The following is a 23,915-nucleotide window of genomic DNA, read 5'->3' on the forward strand; positions in this document are numbered from 1 at the left end:
TCTCCTTTATTCTAATGACGACTTTGCATCAGGCCTAAAGAAAAAACCGCACGCCATGATGGCAGTGCGGTTTTTCCATGACAGCTAGCGACGACTAAAAATAATTAAGCCTGATGCTTATTGATGTAGTCGATAGCCAGCTGAACAGTAGTGATTTTTTCAGCTTCTTCGTCAGGGATTTCGGTCTCGAATTCCTCTTCCAGAGCCATCACCAGCTCAACGGTGTCAAGGGAGTCGGCACCCAGGTCTTCAACGAAGGCAGCTTCGTTCTTCACTTCTTCTTCTTTGACGCCCAGTTGCTCGGCAACGATTTTCTTGACGCGCTCTTCGATGGTGCTCATACCTTGTTTTCACTCCTAATGGACAAATTCAGGCAGCTGGCCGGTGGGTAAGTGTATAGAAAGACTTTTCGGTTTTTCAACCGAAAGCTTCACTCCTCAAACCCTGCAGCCCGCCGCCTATAAATAGATTGCAGCTTTATAACGGATTTTAGACAGCTCGTATGACATTTTTTTGAAGCAATCCGTCACATTTAACTCATGTACATCCCGCCGTTTACCGGGATTGTAGCCCCAGTCACGTATGCCGCACCATCCGACGCAAGAAAAGCGACCACGGACGCGATTTCTTGAGCTTGCCCCAGACGACCCAGCGGAATTTGTGTCAACAAGGCTTCACGTTGCGCTTGCGGCAGTTCACGGGTCATGTCGGTATCGATGAAACCCGGGGCTACCGAGTTTACCGTAATCGAACGCGAACCCACTTCACGCGCCAGCGCACGACTGAAACCTTCCAGACCGGCTTTGGCCGCAGCATAGTTTACTTGGCCTGCGTTGCCCATGGCACCCACAACCGAACCGATACTGATAATTCGACCCCAACGGGCCTTGGTCATACCACGCAGAACGCCCTTGGACAGCCGGTACAGGCTGTTCAGGTTGGTATCGATCACGTCGAACCATTCGTCATCTTTCATGCGCATCATCAGGTTATCGCGGGTGATGCCGGCATTATTGACCAGGATTGCCGGCGCACCGAACTGTTCCTGAATGCTTGCCAGCACCGCCGCAACGGATTCATCGCTGGTGACGTTCAGTTCAAGACCGGTGCCTTGGATGTCGTTTTCCTTCAGGGTAGCGGCGATGCGCTCGGCGCCCGAAGCGGAAGTCGCGGTACCAACAACGATGGCGCCTTGACGACCCAGTTCCAGGGCAATGGCCTGGCCGATGCCACGGCTTGCACCGGTCACCAGTGCAACTTTACCTTGCAGACTCATGCAAGCTTCTCCTGTTCAGGCCTGCGCTGCACGGGCGGCAGCGAAAGCATCTGGGGTATTGAGATTGGAAGTCGATACGCCTTCGGCGCAGCGTTTGTTCAGACCGGCCAGCACTTTACCAGGACCGCACTCGACCAGTTCGGTCGCGCCCTTGGCCGCCAAGGTCTGCACCGATTCGACCCAGCGAACCGGTTTGTAGAGTTGCTCCAGCAGATCACGCTTGAGGGTCTCAAGATCCGCAGCCACATCGGCACTGACGTTCTGTACCACTGGAATCTGTGGCGCCTGCCAGTCAATGGCAGCAATAGATTCGGCAAAACGCTCAGCGGCCGGACGCATCAGTTCGCAGTGCGACGGCACGCTGACAGGCAACGGCATGGCACGCTTGGCACCACGGCTCTTGCACCCTTCAATGGCGCGCTCCACAGCAGCCTTGGCACCGGCAATCACCACCTGGCCCGGTGAGTTGAAGTTCACAGCGCTGACCACTTCGCCTTGCGCGGCTTCGGCGCAGGCTGCCAGCACATCGGCATCTTCCAGGCCGAGAATCGCGGCCATGCCGCCCTGCCCGGCCGGAACGGCCTCCTGCATCAACTGGCCACGACGCTCCACGAGCTTCACCGCGTCACCCAGGCTCAGACTGCCAGCAGCCACCAGAGCGCTGTATTCGCCCAGGCTGTGTCCGGCAACGAACGCCGGACGCGCACCGCCCTCGGCCAGCCAGAGGCGCCAGAGTGCGATCGAGGCGGTCAGGATGGCCGGTTGGGTTTTGTCGGTTTGATTGAGTTGCTCTTCCGGCCCTTGCTGGGTCAGTGCCCACAGGTCATAGCCCAGAGCATCGGAAGCTTCTTTGAATGTTTCGAGGATCAACGGGTATTGCGCGCCCAGCTCGGAAAGCATGCCGAGGGACTGCGAACCCTGCCCAGGAAAGACGAATGCGAGAGAAGCAGACATGAAAACAAAGCCCCTAATGATCTTGTCGTCAAAAATTGACGCCCCAGGGGGCGCTAGGAAACTGACAGTTGGATGGCGGCTTGAACCGACCGGTCACATTTAAGCATTGTCAGACGAAAACGCCTAAGTTAACAAATCTTCGAGGCGCCCATGAAGACGCTCCGGCAGGTTTTCCTGGATTTCGATCAGGGCGCGATTGATCGCACTTTGAAACCCCTGCACGCCCGCCGAACCATGACTCTTGATCACAATGCCCTGCAGCCCGAGAAAACTTGCACCGTTATGCCGCGCCGGCGCCAGGTCCGCCTGCAACCGACGCATCAACGGCAACGCCAGGGCGCCGACCATCCGCGAGGCCAGGTTCTGCCTGAACAGCTTCTCGATACGCGCGCCGATCATGGTCGCCAGGCCTTCGCTGGACTTGAGCAAAATATTGCCGACAAAACCGTCACACACCACCACGTCCGCCTCACCCCGGTACAACCCATCGCCCTCAACGAAGCCGATGTAATTGATACCCCGCGCAGCCCGCAACAACGTGGCTGCCAGCTTGACTTGCTGGTTACCCTTGATGTCTTCGGTACCGATGTTCAGCAGCGCTACACGAGGGCGCACGATACCCAGGGTTTCAGCCGCTACCGAGCCCATCACTGCAAATTGCAGTAGATGCTCGGCACTGCAATCGACGTTGGCGCCCAGATCAAGGAGCTGGCAAAAACCACGCTGGGTGGGGATGGCCGCGACCATCGCCGGCCGGTCAATGCCCGGCAAGGTCTTGAGCACGTAACGCGACAGCGCCATCAGTGCACCGGTATTGCCTGCACTGACACACGCCTGGACCTTGCCATCGCGCAGCAGCTCAAGGGCTACACGCATCGAGGCGTCAGGCTTGCCACGCAGGACCTGGGCAGGTTTTTCGTCCATGGTGATGACTTCGGACGCTGGTGCGATCGTCAGGCGCGAACGATCCACAGCCGATTGGCCGTTGAGCATTTCTTCTAGAAGGGAGGGTTGACCGACGAGGGTCAGGTGCAACGAGGGTGTAGCATTCAGACAAGCAAGGCTGGCCTGAACAATGCTGCGGGGACCGAAGTCCCCGCCCATTGCGTCAATCGCGATGACTTGAGCGGACAAGGATTACTCGTCAGCGCCCTTGTCGATCACTTTACGACCACGGTATACGCCTTCTGGCGATACGTGGTGACGCAGGTGAACTTCACCGGTGGTTTTTTCTACAGACAGGGTGCTAGCCTCGAGAGCGTCGTGCGAACGGCGCATGTCACGGGCAGAGCGGGATTTTTTGTTCTGCTGAACAGCCATAATTGATTAACTCCTAAACGTTTGGGTCACGCTTTAACTGCGCCAATACACTGAACGGGTTGGACCGCGTTACCTCGTCCTCGCTCGGTTCGGGCTCATCTGCTCCCGCCGGCTGCTGGCATTCTTCCGGATGATGAGCAGGCACAATGGGCAAGGCGAGCAGAAGCTCCTCCTCGATCAGTGACTGCAGATCCAATGGATCTTCGCCCAGTTCCAGCACGTCATAACCTTTCGGTAACGACTGGGTATTCGCACCCTCCTTCACCACGGCATAACTGCATTCGCTGTGGATCGGCAGGGTGACCAGCTCAAGACAACGCTGGCAAACCATTTTGACTTCAGTGTCGATAAAGCTGTGGATTACCACAGATTTACGTTCATCTCGTTCAAAAACGAATTTGGCCTGGACCGTACCGACATCGTCGGAAAGCGGGTCGCAGAGTCTCTTCAAATCGGCCAGCAGCAGTTCACCTTGAAGGGTGGTGCCACGGTCAGCCAATTTGCGCGGGTCAACGTGAGGTGGAATCGGGTCATTCAACATAGGCGCAGCATTATAGGGATGCCCCCGGCCATGTCAAAGGAAATTCAGCCCTGTCCGTCACTTGCGCGCCTCGCTAGAATTCGCCCCTGCCTTTTGGAGATGCCCATGCTGCCTTTATTACTCGCCTCAAGCTCAGTGTATCGCCGGCAATTGCTTGCCCGTCTGGGGCTACCGTTCGTCTGCAGCTCACCGGACATCGACGAAAGCCGTCGACCTGACGAGCCAGCACTCGACCTGGTAAAACGCCTGGCCCGGGAAAAAGCCCAGGCCCTGGCGGGCAGTCATCCGGCACACCTGATCATCGGTTCGGACCAGGTGGCCGTGCTCGGCGAGCGCATCCTGGGCAAGCCCCATACATTCGAGAACGCCCGTGAACAACTGCTGGCCGCCAGCGGCGCCCGGGTCAGCTTTCTGACCGGCCTGGCGGTACTTAACAGCCAGACCGGCGCCTGCCAGGTCGATTGCGTTCCGTTTACCGTCCACATGCGCACGCTGGACCCTGCACGCATCGAACGCTACCTGCTGGCCGAGCAACCTTATGACTGCGCGGGCAGCTTCAAGGCCGAAGGGCTTGGCGTGAGCCTGTTCCAGAGCACGGAAGGGCCAGACGCCACCAGCCTGGTTGGCCTGCCACTGATTCGCCTTGTGGATATGTTGCTGGTCGAGGGCGTGCAGGTTCCCTAAGCCAACATACGACTTGTAGCGAGGGCATTTATTTGTGGGAGCAAGGCTTGCCCGCGGCGATGCAGGCGCCGATGATGCAGACCAGCCTGGTTATCGCTCATCGCGAGCAAGCTTTGCCCCCACAGCCAAGCCACAGGGGATCGCGCAAACCAACGAACTAGCGCAATGACGGCCCTTGGAACCCCATCCACATCGCCAGATGCTCGGCAATGCTCGCCCCCAGCTTCTTCGAGAAGCGATCAAACGGCGACTCTTCGATGGTGAAATCCACCAGCTCTTTTTCGCCAATCACGTCCCGCGCCACCGAACTGGCGCTGCCCAGGCCATCGATCAAGCCCAGCGGCAAGGCCTGCTCCCCAGACCAGACCAGCCCAGAGAACAGCTCGGGATGCTCCTTGTCCTTGAGGCGCTCACCCCGGCCTTTTTTGACACTGGCAATAAATTGCTTGTGGGTCGTGTCGAGCACGCCCTGCCAAAACGCGGTTTCTTCAGGCTTTTGCGGCTGAAACGGGTCAAGGAACGACTTGTGCTCGCCGGAGGTGTACACCCGGCGCTCCACGCCCAGTTTCTCCATCGTCCCGACAAAACCATAGCCGGCCGCTGTCACGCCAATGGAGCCCACCAGGCTCGCCTTGTCGGCATAGATCTGATCGGCCGCGCTGGCAATATAGTACGCACCGGAAGCCCCCAGATCGGAAATGACCGCGTAGACCTTGGTGTTCGGGTGCAACGCGCGCAACCGGACAATCTCGTCATAGACATAACCCGACTGCACCGGGCTGCCACCCGGACTGTTGATGCGCAAGATCACACCCTTGACCTTGGGATCTTCGAAAGCAGCCCGCAGGCTACCGACGATATTGTCCGCGCTGGCAGGCTCCTTATGGGCAATCATGCCTTCGATGTCGATCAATGCGGTGTACGCAGAACCCCGCACGGCGCTTTTTTCCATGTCGAACAGGGGCGTGAACAGCAATAGCGCGACAAAGAGATAAACGAACGTCAGCAGCTTGAAGAAAATGCCCCAGCGGCGGGAACGACGCTGCTCCTGCACACCGGCCAGCAAGGTCTTCTCCAACAGCTTCCAGCTTTTGTCGTCACCGTTCTCGGCGCTCGCCCTGGCCGGTGCCTTCCATTCGTCGGTCATGCAAGTATCCCCAGCAAAAACTTAATTGGCCCGCCGGCTCAGCCAGGCGTGCAATTCAGGAAAATGGTCGATCGCCAGCCGTGGCTCGAAGGCTTGCAGCGCCGCGATCGTCTGTGCGCCGTAGCTCACCGCAACCGACCCCATACCGGCGTTGCACGCCATCTGCAGGTCGAACGAGGAATCACCCACCATCAACGCCTGCTCCGGCTGCATGCCGCAGTGAGCCAGTATTTGCTCGAGCATCAGCGGATGCGGCTTACTCGCCGTTTCGTCCGCAGCCCGGGTGATATCGAAATAATCGTCCCAGCCATGGGACTTCAGCACTCGATCCAGCCCGCGACGCGCCTTGCCGGTGGCGACAGCCAAGCGATACCCCTCGCCCCTCAAGGTTTCAAGAGTGTCTACCACACCGTCAAACAACGGCGAAGGCTCAGCCTCCAGCGCAATGTAGTGATCAGCGTAATACTGGCGAAAAACCAGCAGCTCAGGGTCACTGATCTCCGGGTACAGACTGCGGATCGCTTCCGGCAAGCCGAGGCCGATGATGCCCTTCACTGCAAAATCATCACACCTGGCAAAACCCGCACGATCAGAGGCGGCATGCATTGCCTCCACGATCCGACCGATGGAGTTCGCCAGAGTGCCATCCCAATCGAAGATCAGCAGCTTGTATTCAGGATGCACTCAACCGCTCCACGGTCTTGGCCCACATTTCATCCACCGGAGCCTGCAATTTCAGCTCACCACCATCGGGCAACGGCACGGTCAACATGTAGGCATGGAGAAACAGGCGTTTGCCACCCAGATCACGGATTTCCCGGGTGAAGTCGTCATCGCCGTACTTGCTGTCCCCAGCGATGCAATGCCCGGCATGTAGCGTATGGACGCGAATCTGGTGGGTACGGCCAGTCACCGGCTTGGCCTCGACCATGGTGGCGAAATCACCGAAGCGGCGCAGGACCTTGAACACTGTCAGGGCCTCCTTGCCTTCTTCGTTGACTTCCACCATGCGCTCGCCGGAACGCAGGTTGCTCTTGAGCAACGGCGCCCGAACTTGCTTGATGGAGGTATCCCAGCGTCCCCGCACCAGCGCCATGTAGCGCTTGTCGACGCCATCGCCGCGCAATTGCTCATGCAAATGCCGCAACATGCTGCGTTTCTTGGCGATCATCAGCAGGCCGGAGGTGTCGCGATCCAGGCGATGGACCAACTCCAGCTCCTTGGCGTCGGGACGCAACTGACGAAAGGCCTCGATCACGCCGAAATTCAGGCCGCTGCCGCCGTGAACCGCAATGCCCGCAGGCTTGTTGAGCACGATCAGCGCCTTGTCTTCGAAGACGATCGAGGCTTCCAGGCGCTGCAACAGGCCTTGGGCCAGGGGCACGGGCTCATCGCGCTCGGGCACGCGAACCGGCGGCACGCGCACGATATCGCCCGCCTGAAGCTTGTATTCGGGCTTGATCCGTCCTTTGTTCACCCGCACTTCACCCTTGCGCAAAATGCGATAGATCAAGGTCTTGGGCACGCCTTTGAGTCGGGCTAGAAGGAAGTTATCGATTCGTTGGCCGGCATATTCCGGCGAGACCTCGAGCAGTTGAACGCCAGGGGTCGAAGGGGCAGTAGTCGTCATGGCGGCGATGATAACAATTTTTTATGGAATTGAAGCACTTAATCATTGCTGCTATAGTCGCGAACGCCGCCAAAAGCGGCCGGACAGCGGACTAACGGTCAAAAACCGGCCCTGACCAACGCAATTCACGAGGACGAGAGGCCGTCCTACGGGGCTTTTGCTAGATAACGGCAGAGTTTGCAGGTGTAACGAGCGCAGGTGACATGAGGCCTGAAATACGCGGCAAAGCAGAGTTTTGACTCGCCTTGCGCGCCACATTCACGGCCAGTTCACAAAGTGCAGTCACCGGTAGACGACCCCGAGCGAGAGCTTCGGAAACAACGCCTAAATTAGCCATGATGCGTGACCTCCCCTTTCGGAGCTCACGGTAAATGCCAACCCGCTGCGGATTCTGCGCGCGGCAGCACCCGATTATCAGGGATACGTGTAGGGTGGAGATGTACAACCGTCGGACTGTGTAGCACTAGGCTTATATTTAGACGCTTCATCTCGTCCACAGGCGCCGGTTGATTCCTCCTCCTGACTGAGTGCTTGAACAGCCAGCAAGCAGGACGCGTCCGTCGCGACTTCGCCATCATTGGGTCGAACTCGCTGGACACTGGAATGGCCCGGCCACTTCCATGACGCACCTGACACCGACCGTGAGAAGTCGTGTGTGCCGAACGCCGTTTCCGGCAGCCCGGAAACCGACGGTACTACATGAAAAGAATGCTGATTAACGCAACTCAACCCGAAGAGTTGCGTGTTGCACTGGTAGACGGCCAGCGCCTCTACGACCTGGATATCGAATCCGGTGCACGCGAGCAGAAGAAGGCCAACATCTATAAAGGCCGGATTACTCGCATCGAACCAAGCCTTGAGGCTGCCTTTGTCGATTTCGGCTCCGAGCGCCACGGCTTCCTGCCCCTCAAAGAAATCTCCCGCGAATACTTCAAGAAGGCCCCTGAAGGCCGCGTCAACATCAAGGACGTCCTGAGCGAAGGCCAGGAAGTCATCGTCCAGGTCGAAAAAGAAGAGCGTGGCAACAAGGGCGCAGCCCTGACCACCTTCATCAGCCTGGCGGGCCGTTACCTGGTCCTGATGCCGAACAACCCTCGCGCCGGTGGTATCTCCCGCCGCATCGAAGGCGAAGAGCGCAATGAACTGCGCGAAGCCCTCAACGGCCTGGTTGCCCCAGCCGACATGGGCCTGATCGTTCGCACCGCCGGCCTTGGCCGCAGCAGCGAAGAAATGCAGTGGGACCTCGACTACCTGCTGCAACTGTGGACCGCCATCAAGGAAGCCTCGCTGGATCGCTCCGCGCCGTTCCTGATCTATCAGGAAAGCAATGTCATCATCCGCGCGATCCGCGATTACCTGCGCCAGGACATCGGCGAAGTGTTGATCGACAGCGTTGAAGCCCAGGACGAAGCCCTGACCTTCATCCGCCAGGTCATGCCGCAGTACGCCAGCAAGATCAAACTCTACGAAGACAGCGTTCCGCTGTTCAACCGTTTCCAGATCGAAAGCCAGATCGAGACCGCGTTCCAGCGCGTCGTCGAACTGCCGTCCGGCGGCTCCATCGTCATCGATCCGACCGAAGCCCTGGTGTCCATCGACATCAACTCGGCGCGCGCCACCAAAGGCAGCGACATCGAAGAAACCGCCCTGCAGACCAACCTTGAAGCCGCCGAAGAAATCGCCCGTCAGTTGCGCCTGCGCGACATCGGCGGCCTGATCGTCATCGACTTCATCGACATGACCCCGGCCAAGAACCAGCGCGCCGTGGAAGAGAAGGTCCGTGAGTGCCTGGAAGCCGACCGCGCCCGCGTACAGGTCGGTCGCATCTCGCGCTTCGGCCTGCTGGAAATGTCCCGTCAGCGCCTGCGTCCTTCTTTGGGCGAGAGCAGCGGCATCGTCTGCCCGCGTTGCAACGGCACCGGCATCATCCGTGACGTCGAGTCGCTGTCCTTGGCGATCCTGCGCCTGATCGAAGAAGAAGCCCTGAAAGACCGCACCGCCGAAGTTCGCGCCCAGGTGCCGATCCCGGTGGCTGCGTTCCTGCTCAACGAAAAACGCAACTCGATCACCAAGATCGAACTGCGCACCCGCGCCCGTATCGTCATCCTGCCGAACGATCACCTCGAGACGCCGCACTTCGAAGTGCAGCGCCTGCGTGATGACAGCCCGGAAGCCCACACCAATCAGTCCAGCTACGAAATCGCTGCTGCCGCTGCCGAAGTGGAAGAAGTGCAGCCGGCTGCTGCCACTCGCACCCTGGTTCGCCAGGAAGCTGCGGTCAAGACGGCTCCAGCCCGCGCCAATGCACCGGTTCCGACCGAAGCAGCCGCGCCGGCACCGGCACCTGCCGCTGCACCTGAACCAAGCCTGTTCAAAGGCCTTGTGAAATCCCTGGTCAGCCTGTTCGCCACCAAGGAAGAGCCGGCTGCGCCGACCGTTGTCGCCAAGCCAGCGGCTACCGAGCGTCCAGCCCGCAACGAAGAACGTCGCAATGGTCGTCAGCAGACCCGCAACCGCAACGGTCGTCGTGACGAGGAGCGCAAACCCCGTGAAGAGCGTGCACCGCGTGAAGAGCGCGCACCACGTGAGCCACGTGAAGAACGCCAGCCTCGCGAAGCCCGCGAGGAAGCGCCAGCCGTAGCCCGCGAAGAACGCGCGCCGCGTCCGCCGCGTGAAGAGCGCCAACCCCGCGCGCCTCGTGAAGATCGCAAGCCACGTGGCGAGCGTGAAGAACGTGTTCGCGAGCTGCGCGAACCGCTGGATGCCGCTCCCGCCGCTGCTGCCGCCACCGCTGAAGAGCGTCCGGCCCGTCAGCCTCGCGAAGAGCGCGCACCGCGTCCGCCACGTGAAGAGCGTCAACCACGCGCCGAGCAGGCTGCCGCTGCCACCGAAGAGGAAGTACTGAACAGCGAAGAGCAACTGCAGGAAGACGGTCAGGACAACGCCGAAGGCGATCGTCCACGCCGCCGCTCCCGTGGGCAGCGTCGCCGCAGCAACCGTCGTGAGCGTCAACGTGACGCCAACGGCAATGTGATCGAAGGTTCGGAAGCCTCCGAATCCGCCGAGAACGCCGAAGCGCCAAGCGCTGCCGACCTGGCCGCCGGCCTGGCCGTCACCGCCGCGGTTGCCAGCAGCTCGATCAGCGCCCCCGCTGAAGCCGAGGCTCACGAACAGGCCGAGCGCGCTACCGCCGTGGTGGAAAACGCACCGGTTGAAGCGCCTGTGGTCGAAACCACTACCCCGGTAGAAACCACCGCTTCGCCAGAAGTGGAACTCGCCCCGGTTCGTGAAGCCGAGCCTCAGGCAGAAGCAGTTTCCGAGCCTGCACCTGTCATCGAGCAACCTGTGGTTGCCGCTGAACCTGTGATCGAAGCTGTGATCGAGGAAAAAGCGCCGGAGCCGGTTCGCGAAGAACAGACCGCGTTCAACTGGCACGCCGAGCCAGCCGTCGTCGAAGCCGAGCCGGCAGCAGAAGCCGTGAAAGCAGCCGAGCCGGTCGTGGTCGAGCCAGCTCCAGCGGTTCAAGCGCCTGTGGTTGCCGAAGCTCCAGCCCCGGTAGAGGTGGAGGCGCCTGCCCCTGCCAGCGCCCTGACCCCCAACGGTCGTGCGCCGAACGATCCGCGTGAAGTACGTCGTCGCAAGCGTGAAGCCGAGCGTCTGCAGAAGGAAGCCGAACAAGCTGCCGCTGCCGCTGCTCAAGCGCCTGCCGCTGAGCCAGCACCCGTGGAGCAAGCAATCGAGGCAGCCCCTGCCCCGGTCGCTGAAACCACCAGCGAAACCGCTCCCGCTGAATCGGCGCCAGTGATCGACGAACCTCAGCACTCCGCTGAAGAAGTCGCACCTCGCCACACTGAAGCCCTGGAAAAAGAGCACGAGCCTAAACCTCACGCCTGATTCCACCGCCCAGTAAAAAGCCCCGCCTGGTTGACGCCAGGCGGGGCTTTTTTATGTCTTCAGACTTAGTTACATGAGTGTTGGAAGCTGGATGGTGTGGAGCGGGCTTGCTGGCGAACATGGCCCGGCGTCCACCCTTGATGCAAGCTGACGCAGCGCTATCGCGAGCAGGCTCGCTCCCACAGGAGATTGGCGGCAGGCATAAATTTCGCGACCATCGAAATTCAATGTGGGAGCGAGCCTGCTCGCGATAGCGCCGGCCCGGCTTGTATCAATGTTGCCTGTCCCACAGGAATCCGCGTCGGCTGTTACTTGAAGATCAGCGCTTCAGGCACGTCCACATCCCAAACCACCCCAGGATCGTCCACTGCCACCTCGACCACCCGCGCCCCGGTAAACAACCCCTTGGCGCCGCGATCAGCGGTCAATGCCATCAATTGCGGGCCAAACGCACGACCAAACCCCACGGGATGCCCATACTCACCCGCCAGGACCGGCACACTGATGCCATCTTCGCTGATCTGCGCCACTACCTGCTCGATGCTTGACGGCAGGATGAACGGCATATCACCGAGCACGATCAACCAGCCATCCAGGTCCGGGCAAGCCTGGACACCCGCAGCGATACTGTCACCCAGGCCAGGCGAGTCCAGTTGTACAAAATCGCACCCGTAAGCCTGGGCCATGCGAATAGCCTGTGGACGGTCCTCACGGGTCACCAGCACGCGTTTTTCCAGAGAAGGCGGCAAGTTCACCAGCACCTGCTCGATGACCGATCGGACGGCGCCGTCACGCCCCGTGCAATCGGCCAGCAGCTTATCTTTGTCCTGGCCTGCAACCTGACGGAAACGGCTGCCCGATCCTGCCGCGAGAATGATCACGCCAATCGATTCAGTCATCCCGTCTCCTCGCCCGCCGATTACAGCGGCTTTTTCTGACGCAACTCGACGCCATTCTTGATCGCCACGATTTCAGCCAGCAAAGACAAGGCAATTTCCGCCGGCGTATGGCTGCCGATGTGCAAACCGATCGGCCCATGCAGCCGTTCGATAGCCTGTGCAGACAAGCCTAGCTGAGCCAGGTTATCCCGGCGCTTCTGGCTGTTCACCCGAGAGCCCAGGGCCCCGACATAAAACGCCTTGGAGTCCAGGGCCGTGAGCAGCGCCATATCGTCCAATCGTGGATCATGGGTCAGGGCGACAATGGCGGTGCGCTCGTCGGTCTGGATGCTCAACACCGCTTCGTCGGGCATGCCGGAAACGAAGCGGCCATGCTGCTCTTCCCAACCGTAGACAAATTCCTTGCGCGGATCGCAGATCAACACCTCGAAATCCAGCAACCGGGCCATTTCTGCCACATAACGCGACAGTTGCCCCGCGCCGATCAACAGCAGCCGCCAGCGCGGGCCGTAGATGGCCCGCAGGACTTGACCGTCGAATACCAGCGCGTCGGTTTTGCTGGCCGGCGTCAGCAGCACTTCGCCTGTGGCGACGGTCAGCTCACGGGCGACAATCTCATGGCCATCGCAGCGCTCCAGCAGTTGCGCGACCCATTGCGGATCGCCGACCCGTTCTTCGGTCAGGCGCAAGGTGCCGCCGCACGGCAGGCCGAAGCGCGCCGCCTCCTCACGAGTCACGCCATAGGTGATGAGCTGCACTGGCGGACCGTCCGCCGGAATACGCCCGTCGTGCAGCCGGGCGATCAGGTCATCCTCGACACAACCGCCCGATACCGAGCCAATCACCACGCCGTCTTCACGCAGGGCCAGCATCGCCCCCGGCGGCCTCGGCGCCGTGCCCCAAGTCTGGACCACGGTGAACAACACCACCCGCTGCCCGGCGCGGCGCCACTCAAGCACGCTGCGCAGGACGTTCAGATCAACGCTGTCCATCAGGTTTTGGCCTGCTGCCAGCCCTGCAACTGATAACGCACGGGCAGCTCGCGGATGCGCTTGCCGGTGGCGGCGAAAATCGCGTTGCACAGCGCCGGCGCAATCGGCGGCACACCCGGTTCACCCACACCGCCCAACGGCACCTCGCCCGGCGGCGTGACCAAGTGCACCGCGACCTCCTTGGGAGCCAAGGACATGCGCGCCACTTCGTACATGTGGAAGTTGTCTTGCTGGACCTTGCCGTCCTTGAAGCTGATCTCCCCCACCACCGCATTGCCCAGGCCCATGACGCAGGCGCCTTCGAACTGGGAACGGATACGCTCGGGGTTGATCTGCGGGCCGCAGTCCACGGCAATATCGGCCTTGTGCACGATCAACGTACCATCGTCCTTGACCTCCACCTCCAGCGCTGCCGCCACATAGGTGACGAAGCTGTAGTGCACCGCCAGCCCCAGGCCACGGCCCTTGGGCAGTTTGCGGCCCCAACCGGCGGCCTTGGCGGCGGTTTCCAGCACGGTGCGGATCCGCGCCGTATCGATGGGATAACGCTCGGGGGATTCGCCGTAGTTCCATTCTTCATTCAAGGTGCGCGGATCGATCTTACGGTCCGGGCCAAGCAATTTGACGTGATACGCCAGTGGATCCTGGCCGGCCTTGTGGGCCAATTCGTCGATGAAACTCTGAATCGCAAAACCGTGGGGAATATTCGACACCGAGCGGTACCAGCCAACCCTCGTATGGGCCACCGCTTCGGGGTTCTCCAGGCGCATGTTGGGAATTGCGTAGGCCATGTTGGTCACGCCCATGCCCACTTCGAACGGCGCTTCGTGGGTCATGCCCGGTGCAAACAGTGCGGTAATGCTCGGGGCTACGGTGCGATGCAGCCAGCCGGACGGCATCCCGTCCTGGTTCAGGCCAGCCTTGAGGTATTCGGCCGATACGGTGTGGAAATACGAATGATGGATGTCATCTTCGCGGGTCCATTGCACCCGCACCGCCTGGCCTGGAAACTCCTTGGCCAACACGGCCGCCTCGAGGACGAAATCGGGCTTGGACTTGCGCCCGAAACCACCGCCCAGCAGCGTGATGTGCACGGTAACCTTGTCGAAAGGGATCCCCAATCGTTCGGCGACGCGTTCACGGGTGACCTGCGGCGCCTGGCTCGGTGCCCAGGCTTCGCACTGGCCATCCTTGAACCGGGCGACGGCGACCATCGGCTCCATCGGCGACTGCGACAGGTGCGGCAGGTAATAGGACGCCTCCAGGGTTGCGTCAGCCTTGGCCAGCGCGTCGTCCAGATCACCAGTGTTGCGCAAGACTTTCCCGGGCTTGAGGGCCGCAGCTTCCAGTTCCTTGCGATAGGCGACGGAGTCATAGCCGGCATTCGGACCGTCATCCCACTCGATTTTCAGCGCCTCGCGGCCCTTGATAGCCGCCCAGGTGTTTTTCGCCACTACCGCCACGCCGCCCAGAGGCTGGAACTCGGAGGGCAACGGACGTCCTTCGATCTGCAGCACCTTGACCACGCCCGGTACTTTCAGCGCCGCGCTGCTGTCCACGCGCTTGACCTTGCCACCATAGACTGGCGGGCGAGCCACGACGGCATAGAGCATGCCATCGAAATGTACATCGGCGCCGAACACGGCACGACCGTTGACGACGTCTTCGCCATCGATGGCCCGGCTCGACTCCTTACCGATGTAGCGAAACTCCGAAGGTTGCTTGAGGCGCAGGCTGTCACGGGCGGGAACTGGCAAGGCACTGGCCGCGGCGGCCAACGCGCCATACCCCAGTTCCCGACCGGAAGGCTGGTGCACGACTTTGTGCAATTGAGCACGACACTCACTCGCCGGGACATTCCACTGGGCAGCGGCGGCCAGCTCCAGCATGGTCCGGGCAGCGGCCCCGCAACGACGCATTGGTTCGTACCAGTGGCGCATACTGCGCGAGCCATCGGTGTCCTGGTTGCCGAAGCGCACCTCATCCGCCGGTGCCTGCCGCACCTTGACCTGCGCCCAGTCAGCGTCCAGTTCATCGGCCACCACCATGGTCAGGCTGGTGCGCACCCCCTGGCCCATTTCCGAACGGTTGCAGATCACCGTCACGCTGCCATCGGTGGCGATGCTCACGTACACCTGCGGGTCGTCGATCACACCATTGGGCATGCCCTCACCGCCGAACTTCTTGTCCTCGGCAAAAGCGTCCGGCAGGCCCCAACTGGCGGCCAGCACCAACACACCCGTGGCGCTCGCGCCTTTGAGGAAACCACGGCGGCTGAGGTTGCTCAGCACAAAATCATTGGGCAAGCGGCTCATGCCTTGGCCTCCTTCAGGTGGGTGGAAGCCTGGCGGATCGCAGTCTTGATCCGGTTATAAGTGCCGCAACGGCAGATGTTGCCGACCATGGCCTCTTCGATCTGCTCATCGCTCGGGTTGGGATTGGTCTTGAGCAAGGCGGTCGCGGACATGATCTGCCCACCCTGACAGTAGCCGCACTGGGCCACGGCGGTATCGAGCCAGGCCTTCTGGACAATTTGCCCGACCGGGTCGACATGAAGGGCATCGATGGTGGTGACGTTCTGGCCTTTCACCGAACCAATCGGGGTGATGCAACTGCGCGCCGGGGCGCCGTCGATGTGAATGGTACAGGCGCCACACAGGCCCATGCCGCAGCCGAACTTGGTGCCGTTGTAACCGGCCACATCCCGGATAGCCCACAGCAGCGGCATGTCCTCGGTCACATCCAGTTGGTGATCTTTTCCATTGAGTTTCAAGGTAATCATGAGCACGCCCGCACGGTGATCGAATTATGGGGTCGAGCAATCTGCCGTTTGGACAACGGTTCGGTTGGCGCAGACTGACTCAGGCTAATCGGGCTCTCTTGTGCAAACACGCAGACGTCTGCACCGGGCCTTCAATGATGCGATGGTCGCATCGTTAGCTCACTAAATTAACCCAGGATTAAGCAAAACGCCCTGCACAATCCTGCACAAATGATCCTTGTGCGAGGTTGTGCAGGGCGCTCGGTGAAAGCCAGGTTCAGTACCGATTGGGCTCCATTTCCAGATTGACCTGAAAACGCTCGGCAATGTCTTTCTGGATACGCAGGGCCAGATCCAGCAATTGTGGACCGGTGGCGCAGCCGTAGTTGACCAGCACCAACGCCTGCAACTTATGCACCCCGGCGTCGCCTTCGCGAAAGCCCTTCCAGCCGGCCCGCTCGATCAACCAACCGGCGGCAATTTTCATCTGCCCTTGGGGTTGTGGATAAGCCACCAGATCCGGGTATTGAAGCTTGAGTTGCGCGACGTGCGAAGCCGGCACCAGCGGGTTCTTGAAGAAACTGCCGGCATTGCCCAGCACGGCCGGGTCAGGGAGCTTTTCACTGCGGATGCTGCAGATGGCCCGGCTGACATCCGAGGGAGTCGCCTGTTCGATGCCCAGTTCGGTCAACCGCTGGCGGACCGGGCCGTACTCCAGGTGCAGATGCGCGGCGCGACTGAGGGCAAAGCGCACCCGCAGGATCAGCCAACGACCCGCTTGCTGCTTGAACAGGCTGTCGCGGTAGGCGAAACGGCATTCTTCGAGGGTGAAATCGTGCAGCTCGCCGGTTTGCCGATCCAGGGCGGTAAGGCCGGCGAACACATCCTTGATCTCCACACCGTAGGCACCGATGTTTTGCATCGGTGCGGCCCCCACCGTACCGGGGATCAGGCTGAGGTTCTCCAGCCCCGACCAGCCTTGCGCCAGCGTGTACTGGACGAAGGGGTGCCACGGTTCGCCTGCTTCGGCTTCGATCAGCACCCGCTCGCCATCATCGCTGAGCAGACGAATCCCTTGGCTGGCCATGCGCAACACCAGCGCGTCGATATCACCGGTCAGCAGCAGGTTGCTGCCGCCACCGATCACCAGCAACGGCACGTCATTGGCGCTGGCATAGGCCAGCGCCTGGCGGACATCGGCGTCGCTGTGGGCTTCGGCGAATAACCGGGCGGTGACGTCCACGCCAAAGCTGTTGAACGGCTTGAGGCTGACGCCGGCCCGCACCTGCAAGGTCATAGCCGCCCCTTCAATTCGATCACCAGGCGGTCCGTGGCACGCTCGATCAGGTCCAGCACTTGCTCGAAACCCTGTTCGCCGTCGTAGTACGGGTCCGGCACGTCATCGAGTTCAGCCTCGTAGCGGCGCAGGAACAGATCCAGTTCGGCCCTGCCATTGCTCGGTTGCAGGGCTTTCAGATTGCGCAGGTTGCTGCCGTCCATCGCCAGGATCAGGTCATAAGTGGCGAAATCGGCCCGGCTGACCTGGCGGGCACGCTGGGCCGACAGGTCATAGCCGCGTCGTAGGGCCGCAGCCTGGCTGCGCTTGTCCGGGGCCTTGCCGACGTGCCAGTCACCGGTGCCGGCGGAGGCGACTTCCACCTGCTCGGCCAGCCCGGCCTCGCGCAGCTTGTGCCGCAGGATGCCTTCGGCGGTGGGTGATCGGCAGATGTTGCCGAGGCAGACAAACAGAACCCGCATCAGGCCTCCAGCAGGCGACGAACGCGCTCGAGGTCTTCCACGGTGTCGACGCCGGTCGGCGGAGCAATCAGCGCATCGGCGACATGGATTCGCACGCCGTGCCACAGGGCACGCAGTTGCTCCAGGGATTCGGTGTTTTCCAGCCAGCACGGGCCCCAGGCGACGAAATCCTGGAGGAAACCGGCGCGGTAAGCGTAGATGCCGATGTGGCGGCGGTACGGCACGCCGTCAGGCATGACGTCCCGACTTTGCGCGAATGCATCACGGGCCCAGGGCAAGGTGGCGCGGCTGAAGGTCAACGCCAGGCCATTGAGATCGCTGACGACCTTGACCACATTGGGGTTGAACAGGGTTTGCACATCCTCGATCGGCTCGGCCAGGGTGGCCATGCGCGCTTCGGGATGGGCTGCCAGATTGTTAGCAACCTGATCGATCACACTGGACGGGATCAACGGTTCATCGCCCTGCACATTGACCACGATGGCGTCGGGTTCCAGGCCCAGCTTGGCGGCGACTTCCGCCAGACGATCGGTTCCGGAGTTGTGATCCTCGCGAGTCAGTACCACTTCGGCGCCAAAGCCCTTGCAGGCCTCCACGATGCGCGCATCGTCGGTCGCCACTACCACGCGCTGGGCGCTGCTTTTGCAGGCCTGCTCCCATACGTGCTGGATCATCGGCTTGCCGGCGATCAACAGCAACGGTTTGCCGGGCAGGCGCGTTGAGGCAAAGCGCGACGGAATGACAACGGTAAAGGCTGCGGTCATTTATCCAGGCGCTCGTCGGTGGTCAGGGTACGGGCCTCGCTTTCGAGCATCACCGGAATGCCATCGCGAATCGGATAGGCCAGGCCGGCGCCTTTGCTGATCAGCTCGGTTTTGTCGGCGCTGAGCTTGAGGGGGCCTTTGCAGACCGGGCAGGCCAGAATGTCGAGCAGTTTGGTGTCCATGAACATTTCCCTGAATGAATGGTTTAAGGCAAAAGCCGATCCGGCAACAGGCGCATCAACTGGGTATCGAACCAGTCCGCAAAGGCTGGCGACGGCGCGGCATCCACCGCCAGGTACCACCAGTGGGGCTCGGCGAAGGCACGGCATTTGACCGCGTCCTTTTCCGTCATGACCACCGGCAACGATGGCGTGAAATTCAATGCCTGGGCGCTGTATTGGGCGTGGTCGGCAAACCCGTGCGGTATAGGTCGCCAGTGTAGCGTTTCGAGGGTGTTGAAGAAACGCCGGGGATTGCCGATCCCGGCCACGGCATGCAGGGCCTGGCCGGGCGGGAAATGGTCCAGTGGACGCCGTTCGCCGCTGGCCAGGTTCACCAGGGCCGTGGGTCGCAGCTCGAAGGCAAAGCCGTCTTCGCGGTCGGCGCTGGCGCCGTTGAATAGCACGGCATCGACCGATTGCAGACGCTCCACGGGTTCACGCAGCGGACCGGCAGGCAGACAACGTCGATTGCCCAGGCCGCGGGCGTTGTCGATCAGCACCAATTCAAGATCCCGAGCCAGGCGGTAATGTTGCATGCCGTCGTCGGACAGGATCAGGTCCAGCGGTTGAGTCTCCAGCAGCGCCTGGACCGCCCGGCTGCGATCCGGATCGATCATCAATGGCACGCCGCTGCGCTGGACAATCAGCAGTGGCTCATCACCGGCGATGTCGGCGCCCTGCCCGGCTTCGACTCGCCAGGGCAAATGGGGTGGTTTGGCGCCATAACCCCGGCTCACCACGCCGACCCGCAGGCCACGGCGCTGGCAATGCTCAATCATCCACAGGATCAATGGGGTCTTGCCGGTGCCGCCAACCGTGATGTTCCCCACGACCACCAGCGGCACGGGCGGTTGGTAAATCTCACCTTCGCCCGCCAGAAAACGCTCGCGTTTGCCCATCACCACCCGACGGTACAACCACTCCAGTGGCCGCAACAGCGTCAGGGCCGGGTGACCTTCGTACCAGGCGGCGAGCAATCGATCAGACATGGCCATCAGGGTGCCGGCGCCGCCTCGACGGTGGTCATGCGCAGATGGCTGAAGCCGAGCTTGCCGGCCGCGTCCATGGCGGTGATGACGGATTGATGTGGGGTCTTGCCGTCGGCGCTGATGGACAGCGGCAAGCTGGTGTCGCCGCCGGACTCCTTCTGCAGCGCATCGATCAGACTCGCCAGGTCGCTCTTGGGCAGCAACTGATTGTTCACCGAAAACGTCCCTTCGGCACTGATCGTGACTTCCAGGTTCTTGAGTTGCTGGTCTTCGGCAGGCGAGCCGCTGACCGCTTCCGGCAGTTCCACCTTGAGCTGGGTTTCCCGGGTGAAGGTGGTGGTCACGACGAAAAACAGCAGCAGGATGAACACCACGTCAATCAGCGACGCAAGGTTGATCTCGACGGTTTCCCGTGGTTTGCGGCGGAATTTCACTTCTTGCCCTCGGCCAGGTCCACGTCACGGTCGCCTTGCACCACCTCGACCAGCTTGATGGCCTCCTGCTCCATGCCCACCACCAATTCATCGATGCGCCGTTGCAGGAAGCGATGGAAAAACACCGAAGGAATCCCCACCATCAACCCGGCGGCCGTGGTGATCAAGGCCTTGGAAATCCCCCCTGCCAGCACCGAGGCGTTGGCGGTCATGCCGGCGCCGGTGAACGAACTGAAAATGTCGATCATGCCCAGCACCGTGCCCAGCAGGCCCAGCAACGGAGCCATGGCGGCAATTGTGCCCAGGGCATTGATGTAGCGTTCCAGCTCATGGATGACCCGGGCGGCGGCTTCTTCGATGCATTCCTTCATGATCTCGCGACCATGCTTGGAATTTGCCAGCCCCGCGGCGAGGATTTCACCCAGCGGTGAACTGGCCCGCAGCTCCTTGAGCCGGTCCTTGTTCAGTTTCTTGTCCTTGATCCAGACCCAGACCTGCCCGAGCAAATGCTCCGGGGTCACGCGGCTGGCCCGCAGGGTCCACAGGCGTTCGGCAACGATTCCCAGCGCCACGATGGAACTCAGAATGATCGGCAACATCATCCAGCCGCCGGATTTGACCAATTCCCACACAGTGACAGCCCCCTCGAAAAAGTGCGCCACTTTATCATACAGACTCGCCTTGCAGGCCCGCCCCGCCGATAACACCGTCGTCGAGGATGACCCGGGTCAAGGTTACGGCCATGGTCCCGCAGACGGCGGGTCGCGCCAGTAGCGCCGTTGGCCGGCCTGAAGGCGCGGTGCTTCGAAAGCCCCCAGTTGCAGACGAATGGCACCCTGTTCGGCACTGTCGTAGATCGCCATGCCCAAGCGGCGATAGCGAGCCAGCACCCGCGGATGAGGATGGCCGAACGCATTGCCCTGGCCGCGGGAGATCAACACCGAATGGGGTTTGAGCCTCGACAACAGCAACATCGAGGATGAACTGCGGCTACCGTGATGGGGCGCCGCCAGCCACTGGACCGGCACTGCCAGGGGCCCGTCGAGCAACGCGCGCTCGGCATGGCTATCGATGTCGCCGGTGAGCAGCAACCGCTCACCGCCGGCCTCGACCAGCAGAACGCAGGATCTCTGATTGCTTTCAAGGGCAGATGACCATTGCCACAGCTCGAACCTGACCCCGTCCCACTCCCAGCGCGCGCCACTGTCGCACGCCTCTGCCTGCAAAGCGGCAGGCAACGCGGCGGGGTCGCCACTGACCACCCGGACCGTTGGCAAGCCATTGCGCACCGCTTGGGCGCCGCCGGCATGATCGGCGTCGGCATGGCTGAGCAGCATCAGGTCCAACCCGGCGACGCCCAGCTTGCGCAGGGTCGGCAGCACCACGCGCTCACCCGCGTCGGCCTCGCCAAAGCGCGGCCCCGCGTCGTAAAGCAAGGCATGATGACGGGTGCGTACCAGCACCGCCAACCCTTGACCCACGTCCAGTTGCCAGATTTCGGCTTGCCCCGGGGGCACATCCTCCCTCGGAGGGAAAACCACCAGCAGCAACATGGGCCATCCCAGTACCCGCAGTGGTAGGCCTTTGGGCAGCAACAGTAACAAAGCCCCCAGAGCGGCCATGCACCATGCCCATACGGGGATAGCCGCAGGCACCCATGCCGGTATTCGTCCCGCCACCAGCGCCAACCCCTTGAAGAGCAGATCGAGCAACCCGCCGGCGATCCAAAGCAGCCCTTCGCCCACGAACGGCACCGGCAACAACGCCGTACCGAGCAGCGCCGGCGGCAACACCAGCAGGCTGACCCAAGGCACCGCCACCAGGTTCACCAGAGGCCCGCTGAGGCTGATCGGCAAACCCAATATCAACAGGATCGGGCACAGTCCGACTGCCACCAGCCATTGGGCACGGGTCCAGGTTTGCCACCAGCGCCAGGGCCCCAAGCGTGCGCCGAAAGTAAACATCAGGATCGCCACCGCGGCGAACGACAGCCAGAACCCTGGCCGCAGGCTGGCCAATGGATCGAACACCAGCACCCCATTGAAAGCCAGCAGCCACGCCCACCAGGGGTCCGGATGCCGGTAACGCAAACGCCACAGCAGCACCAGGCCGATCATCGCGCAAGCGCGCCGCACCGGCACCTCGAAGCCGGCGAGCAAGCCGTAACCCAAGGCTGCGATAAAGGCCAGAGCGCAGGCCCAAGGTAGCCACGGCAGACGCACCGGCCACATGCCATAGCGCGCCGCACCTGCCACCAGCAGGTACACCAGTGCGGCAAGCAGGCCGATGTGCTGCCCGGAGATCACCAGCAGATGGACCGTACCGGTGTCCTGCAGTACCTGCCAGTCATCACGACTCAACCCAGCTCCGTCCCCCAGGACCAATGCCGCCAGCGCCCCGGAGCGGCCCTGGGCGTCGACTTGCGCCAGCGCCTGACGCACGCCGTCGCGCCAGGCACCTTGGGCAGGTTGCTGGAGATGACCGTCCTTGACCGTGCCAGTCGCGCCGATGCCGCGGCTCAACAGCCAGGCCTGGTAATCGAAGCCATTGGGGTTCAGTAGCCCGGTGGGGCGTTTGAGCTTTACCGCCAATCGCCAACGTTCGCCGCTGCTCACAGGCGGTCCACCGAACCAGGCCAGGCGCATCGACGACGGCAGCCGTGTGCGGCGGGAATGGGCATCGGCCAGTTCAAAGCGCACCACACCTTCGTTATATTGCGGTAAACCGACGACGCGCCCTTCGACCCAGCGGGTTTCTCCATCCAGCGCGGCGGGCAACCGATCGTCCAGGGCCAGTTGCGCCGACAGACACGCCCAAGCCAGCCCGATCAGGAAAAAACCCAGCGGATGAGTCCGAAACGGCAAAACCATCAGCGCCAGCACAGGCATGACCGCAATCAGCCACAGCGGCGGCAGCGCCGGGCAAAAAACCGGGGTCAGCAGCCCGAGTGCAAGCGCGACCATCCCTGTGCGCATAAGCCTGTCCTTGAGAGTCTTCTCTTCAGGCATAGTCGGTCTACGGCACGGTGCGCGTTAACAATTGTCACAAAGTCTGAATCAGTCAGCCGTAGAATGCGGACATACTTGCGGCCTCACCGCTTTGAACCGACCGAGAAGCCTTATGCCCCGGCGCCTTTTCAAACGTTACATGCCTGACCCAGCGAGTATTCGGGAACATAAGTCCTTACGTTTTCTCGGTTCCTTGCTGCACGACCCCAACCTTTGGCACCTCAATCGACACTCCGTGGCACGCGCCATGGCCGTTGGTCTGTTCGCTGCCTTTTTGCCGATTCCTTTGCAGATGCTGCTGGCCGCGGCACTGGCCATCACCGTACGCGGCAACATACCGATTGCGGTGAGCCTGGTCTGGCTGACCAACCCCATCACCATGCCCGCCGTGTTTTTCTGCACCTACCAGACCGGAGCCTGGTTGATGGATGTGCCTGCCCGCACGTTACCGGATGAACTGACCTGGGAATGGATCACCACCCAGTTGTCTACCTTGTGGCAGCCGTTTCTGCTGGGGTCGGTGGTGACGGGTCTGGTGCTCGGCGCCCTCGCCTATTTCATGACCATGATCTATTGGCGCTGGTGGGTGGCGCGGCAATGGAAACGGCGCAAGAAAAGCCGGATGTGAAATGCAAAAAGGCCT

Annotated in this window: 24 protein-coding genes; 3 read left to right on the forward strand and 21 right to left on the reverse strand. The window is 61.5% G+C overall.

Annotated features, from left to right (window positions below):
• Positions 1-104 precede the first annotated feature (104 nt).
• The 6 genes from acpP to QOM08_RS20115 form a co-directional block, all read right to left on the reverse strand.
• Positions 105-341: an acyl carrier protein gene (gene acpP / locus QOM08_RS20090; protein ID WP_047228199.1), complete on the reverse strand. Its 237-nt coding sequence runs from the start codon at positions 339-341 to the stop codon at positions 105-107.
• Between the two features lie 191 nt (positions 342-532).
• On the reverse strand, positions 533-1,276 hold the full coding sequence (fabG, locus tag QOM08_RS20095) for a 3-oxoacyl-ACP reductase FabG (RefSeq protein ID WP_047228198.1): 744 nt from the start codon (positions 1,274-1,276) through the stop codon (positions 533-535).
• A 15-nt stretch (positions 1,277-1,291) separates the two neighbouring features.
• A complete protein-coding gene (gene fabD / locus QOM08_RS20100; RefSeq protein WP_107322018.1) occupies positions 1,292-2,230 on the reverse strand; it encodes an ACP S-malonyltransferase in 939 nt (312 codons plus the stop codon).
• 123 nt (positions 2,231-2,353) lie between these two features.
• On the reverse strand, positions 2,354-3,364 hold the full coding sequence (plsX, locus tag QOM08_RS20105; RefSeq protein WP_316912044.1) for a phosphate acyltransferase PlsX: 1,011 nt from the start codon (positions 3,362-3,364) through the stop codon (positions 2,354-2,356).
• Positions 3,365-3,367: 3 nt separating this feature from the next.
• Entirely contained in the window at positions 3,368-3,550 is a 183-nt protein-coding gene (gene rpmF / locus QOM08_RS20110) for a 50S ribosomal protein L32 (protein WP_003179396.1), read from the reverse strand.
• A 13-nt stretch (positions 3,551-3,563) separates the two neighbouring features.
• The gene (locus tag QOM08_RS20115) at positions 3,564-4,091 is read right to left on the reverse strand and encodes a YceD family protein (protein ID WP_003204262.1); all 528 of its coding nucleotides are present in this window, start codon (positions 4,089-4,091) and stop codon (positions 3,564-3,566) included.
• Positions 4,092-4,196: 105 nt separating this feature from the next.
• On the opposite strand from QOM08_RS20115, the gene QOM08_RS20120 reads away from it, so the two are divergent.
• Complete coding sequence (locus QOM08_RS20120; RefSeq protein WP_316912045.1) at positions 4,197-4,775, forward strand: nucleoside triphosphate pyrophosphatase; 579 nt, start codon at positions 4,197-4,199, stop codon at positions 4,773-4,775.
• Positions 4,776-4,932: 157 nt separating this feature from the next.
• Here the strand turns inward: QOM08_RS20120 and QOM08_RS20125 are convergent, their stop codons facing one another.
• The 3 genes from QOM08_RS20125 to rluC are packed head-to-tail and all read right to left on the reverse strand — an operon-like array spanning position 4,933 to position 7,552.
• The gene (locus tag QOM08_RS20125) at positions 4,933-5,922 is read right to left on the reverse strand and encodes a S49 family peptidase (RefSeq protein ID WP_316912046.1); all 990 of its coding nucleotides are present in this window, start codon (positions 5,920-5,922) and stop codon (positions 4,933-4,935) included.
• Positions 5,923-5,943: 21 nt separating this feature from the next.
• Positions 5,944-6,606 (reverse strand): HAD-IA family hydrolase, encoded by a 663-nt coding sequence (locus tag QOM08_RS20130; protein ID WP_316912047.1) that lies wholly within the window; start codon positions 6,604-6,606, stop codon positions 5,944-5,946.
• The gene (gene rluC, locus QOM08_RS20135; protein ID WP_047228192.1) at positions 6,596-7,552 is read right to left on the reverse strand and encodes a 23S rRNA pseudouridine(955/2504/2580) synthase RluC; all 957 of its coding nucleotides are present in this window, start codon (positions 7,550-7,552) and stop codon (positions 6,596-6,598) included. The genes QOM08_RS20130 and rluC overlap by 11 nt, the downstream gene beginning before the upstream one ends.
• Positions 7,553-8,251: 699 nt before the next feature.
• Here rluC and rne point away from each other — a divergent pair.
• A complete protein-coding gene (rne, locus tag QOM08_RS20140) occupies positions 8,252-11,446 on the forward strand; it encodes a ribonuclease E (protein WP_316912048.1) in 3,195 nt (1,064 codons plus the stop codon).
• Positions 11,447-11,754: 308 nt separating this feature from the next.
• Here rne and QOM08_RS20145 read toward each other — a convergent pair whose 3' ends face one another.
• The 12 genes from QOM08_RS20145 to QOM08_RS20200 all read right to left on the reverse strand — a co-directional run bounded on the left by QOM08_RS20145 (position 11,755) and on the right by QOM08_RS20200 (position 23,239).
• On the reverse strand, positions 11,755-12,345 hold the full coding sequence (locus tag QOM08_RS20145; RefSeq protein ID WP_047228190.1) for an NTP transferase domain-containing protein: 591 nt from the start codon (positions 12,343-12,345) through the stop codon (positions 11,755-11,757).
• A gap of 20 nt (positions 12,346-12,365) precedes the next feature.
• Positions 12,366-13,337 carry an XdhC family protein gene (locus tag QOM08_RS20150; RefSeq protein WP_047228189.1) on the reverse strand — a complete coding sequence of 324 codons (972 nt, stop codon included), beginning with the start codon at positions 13,335-13,337 and terminating at the stop codon, positions 12,366-12,368.
• Positions 13,337-15,652: a xanthine dehydrogenase family protein molybdopterin-binding subunit gene (locus QOM08_RS20155; protein WP_139049460.1), complete on the reverse strand. Its 2,316-nt coding sequence runs from the start codon at positions 15,650-15,652 to the stop codon at positions 13,337-13,339. Before QOM08_RS20155 ends, QOM08_RS20150 begins: the two co-directional genes overlap by 1 nt.
• Positions 15,649-16,119, reverse strand: coding sequence for a (2Fe-2S)-binding protein (locus tag QOM08_RS20160; protein ID WP_047228187.1), 471 nt, complete (start codon positions 16,117-16,119; stop codon positions 15,649-15,651). The genes QOM08_RS20155 and QOM08_RS20160 overlap by 4 nt, the downstream gene beginning before the upstream one ends.
• A 256-nt stretch (positions 16,120-16,375) precedes the next feature.
• Positions 16,376-17,395 (reverse strand): UDP-N-acetylmuramate dehydrogenase, encoded by a 1,020-nt coding sequence (murB, locus tag QOM08_RS20165; protein WP_047228186.1) that lies wholly within the window; start codon positions 17,393-17,395, stop codon positions 16,376-16,378.
• A complete protein-coding gene (locus QOM08_RS20170) occupies positions 17,392-17,856 on the reverse strand; it encodes a low molecular weight protein-tyrosine-phosphatase (protein WP_092400061.1) in 465 nt (154 codons plus the stop codon). Before QOM08_RS20170 ends, murB begins: the two co-directional genes overlap by 4 nt.
• Positions 17,856-18,620: a 3-deoxy-manno-octulosonate cytidylyltransferase gene (gene kdsB / locus QOM08_RS20175; RefSeq protein WP_076383826.1), complete on the reverse strand. Its 765-nt coding sequence runs from the start codon at positions 18,618-18,620 to the stop codon at positions 17,856-17,858. Before kdsB ends, QOM08_RS20170 begins: the two co-directional genes overlap by 1 nt.
• Positions 18,617-18,802 carry a Trm112 family protein gene (locus tag QOM08_RS20180; protein WP_003179363.1) on the reverse strand — a complete coding sequence of 62 codons (186 nt, stop codon included), beginning with the start codon at positions 18,800-18,802 and terminating at the stop codon, positions 18,617-18,619. The genes kdsB and QOM08_RS20180 overlap by 4 nt, the downstream gene beginning before the upstream one ends.
• 23 nt (positions 18,803-18,825) lie before the next feature.
• A complete protein-coding gene (gene lpxK, locus QOM08_RS20185; RefSeq protein ID WP_076383825.1) occupies positions 18,826-19,836 on the reverse strand; it encodes a tetraacyldisaccharide 4'-kinase in 1,011 nt (336 codons plus the stop codon).
• A complete protein-coding gene (locus QOM08_RS20190; RefSeq protein ID WP_047228182.1) occupies positions 19,836-20,264 on the reverse strand; it encodes an ExbD/TolR family protein in 429 nt (142 codons plus the stop codon). Before QOM08_RS20190 ends, lpxK begins: the two co-directional genes overlap by 1 nt.
• On the reverse strand, positions 20,261-20,896 hold the full coding sequence (locus QOM08_RS20195) for a MotA/TolQ/ExbB proton channel family protein (protein WP_177513903.1): 636 nt from the start codon (positions 20,894-20,896) through the stop codon (positions 20,261-20,263). Before QOM08_RS20195 ends, QOM08_RS20190 begins: the two co-directional genes overlap by 4 nt.
• 102 nt (positions 20,897-20,998) lie before the next feature.
• Entirely contained in the window at positions 20,999-23,239 is a 2,241-nt protein-coding gene (locus QOM08_RS20200) for a DNA internalization-related competence protein ComEC/Rec2 (RefSeq protein ID WP_188252039.1), read from the reverse strand.
• 145 nt (positions 23,240-23,384) lie between these two features.
• On the opposite strand from QOM08_RS20200, the gene QOM08_RS20205 reads away from it, so the two are divergent.
• Positions 23,385-23,900, forward strand: a complete 516-nt coding sequence (locus tag QOM08_RS20205; RefSeq protein ID WP_047228179.1) for a DUF2062 domain-containing protein — start codon at positions 23,385-23,387, stop codon at positions 23,898-23,900.
• Positions 23,901-23,915 lie beyond the last annotated feature (15 nt).

This window comes from Pseudomonas sp. P105, from assembly GCF_032614175.1.
Classification (GTDB): Bacteria; Pseudomonadota; Gammaproteobacteria; order Pseudomonadales; family Pseudomonadaceae; genus Aquipseudomonas; species Aquipseudomonas rhizophila.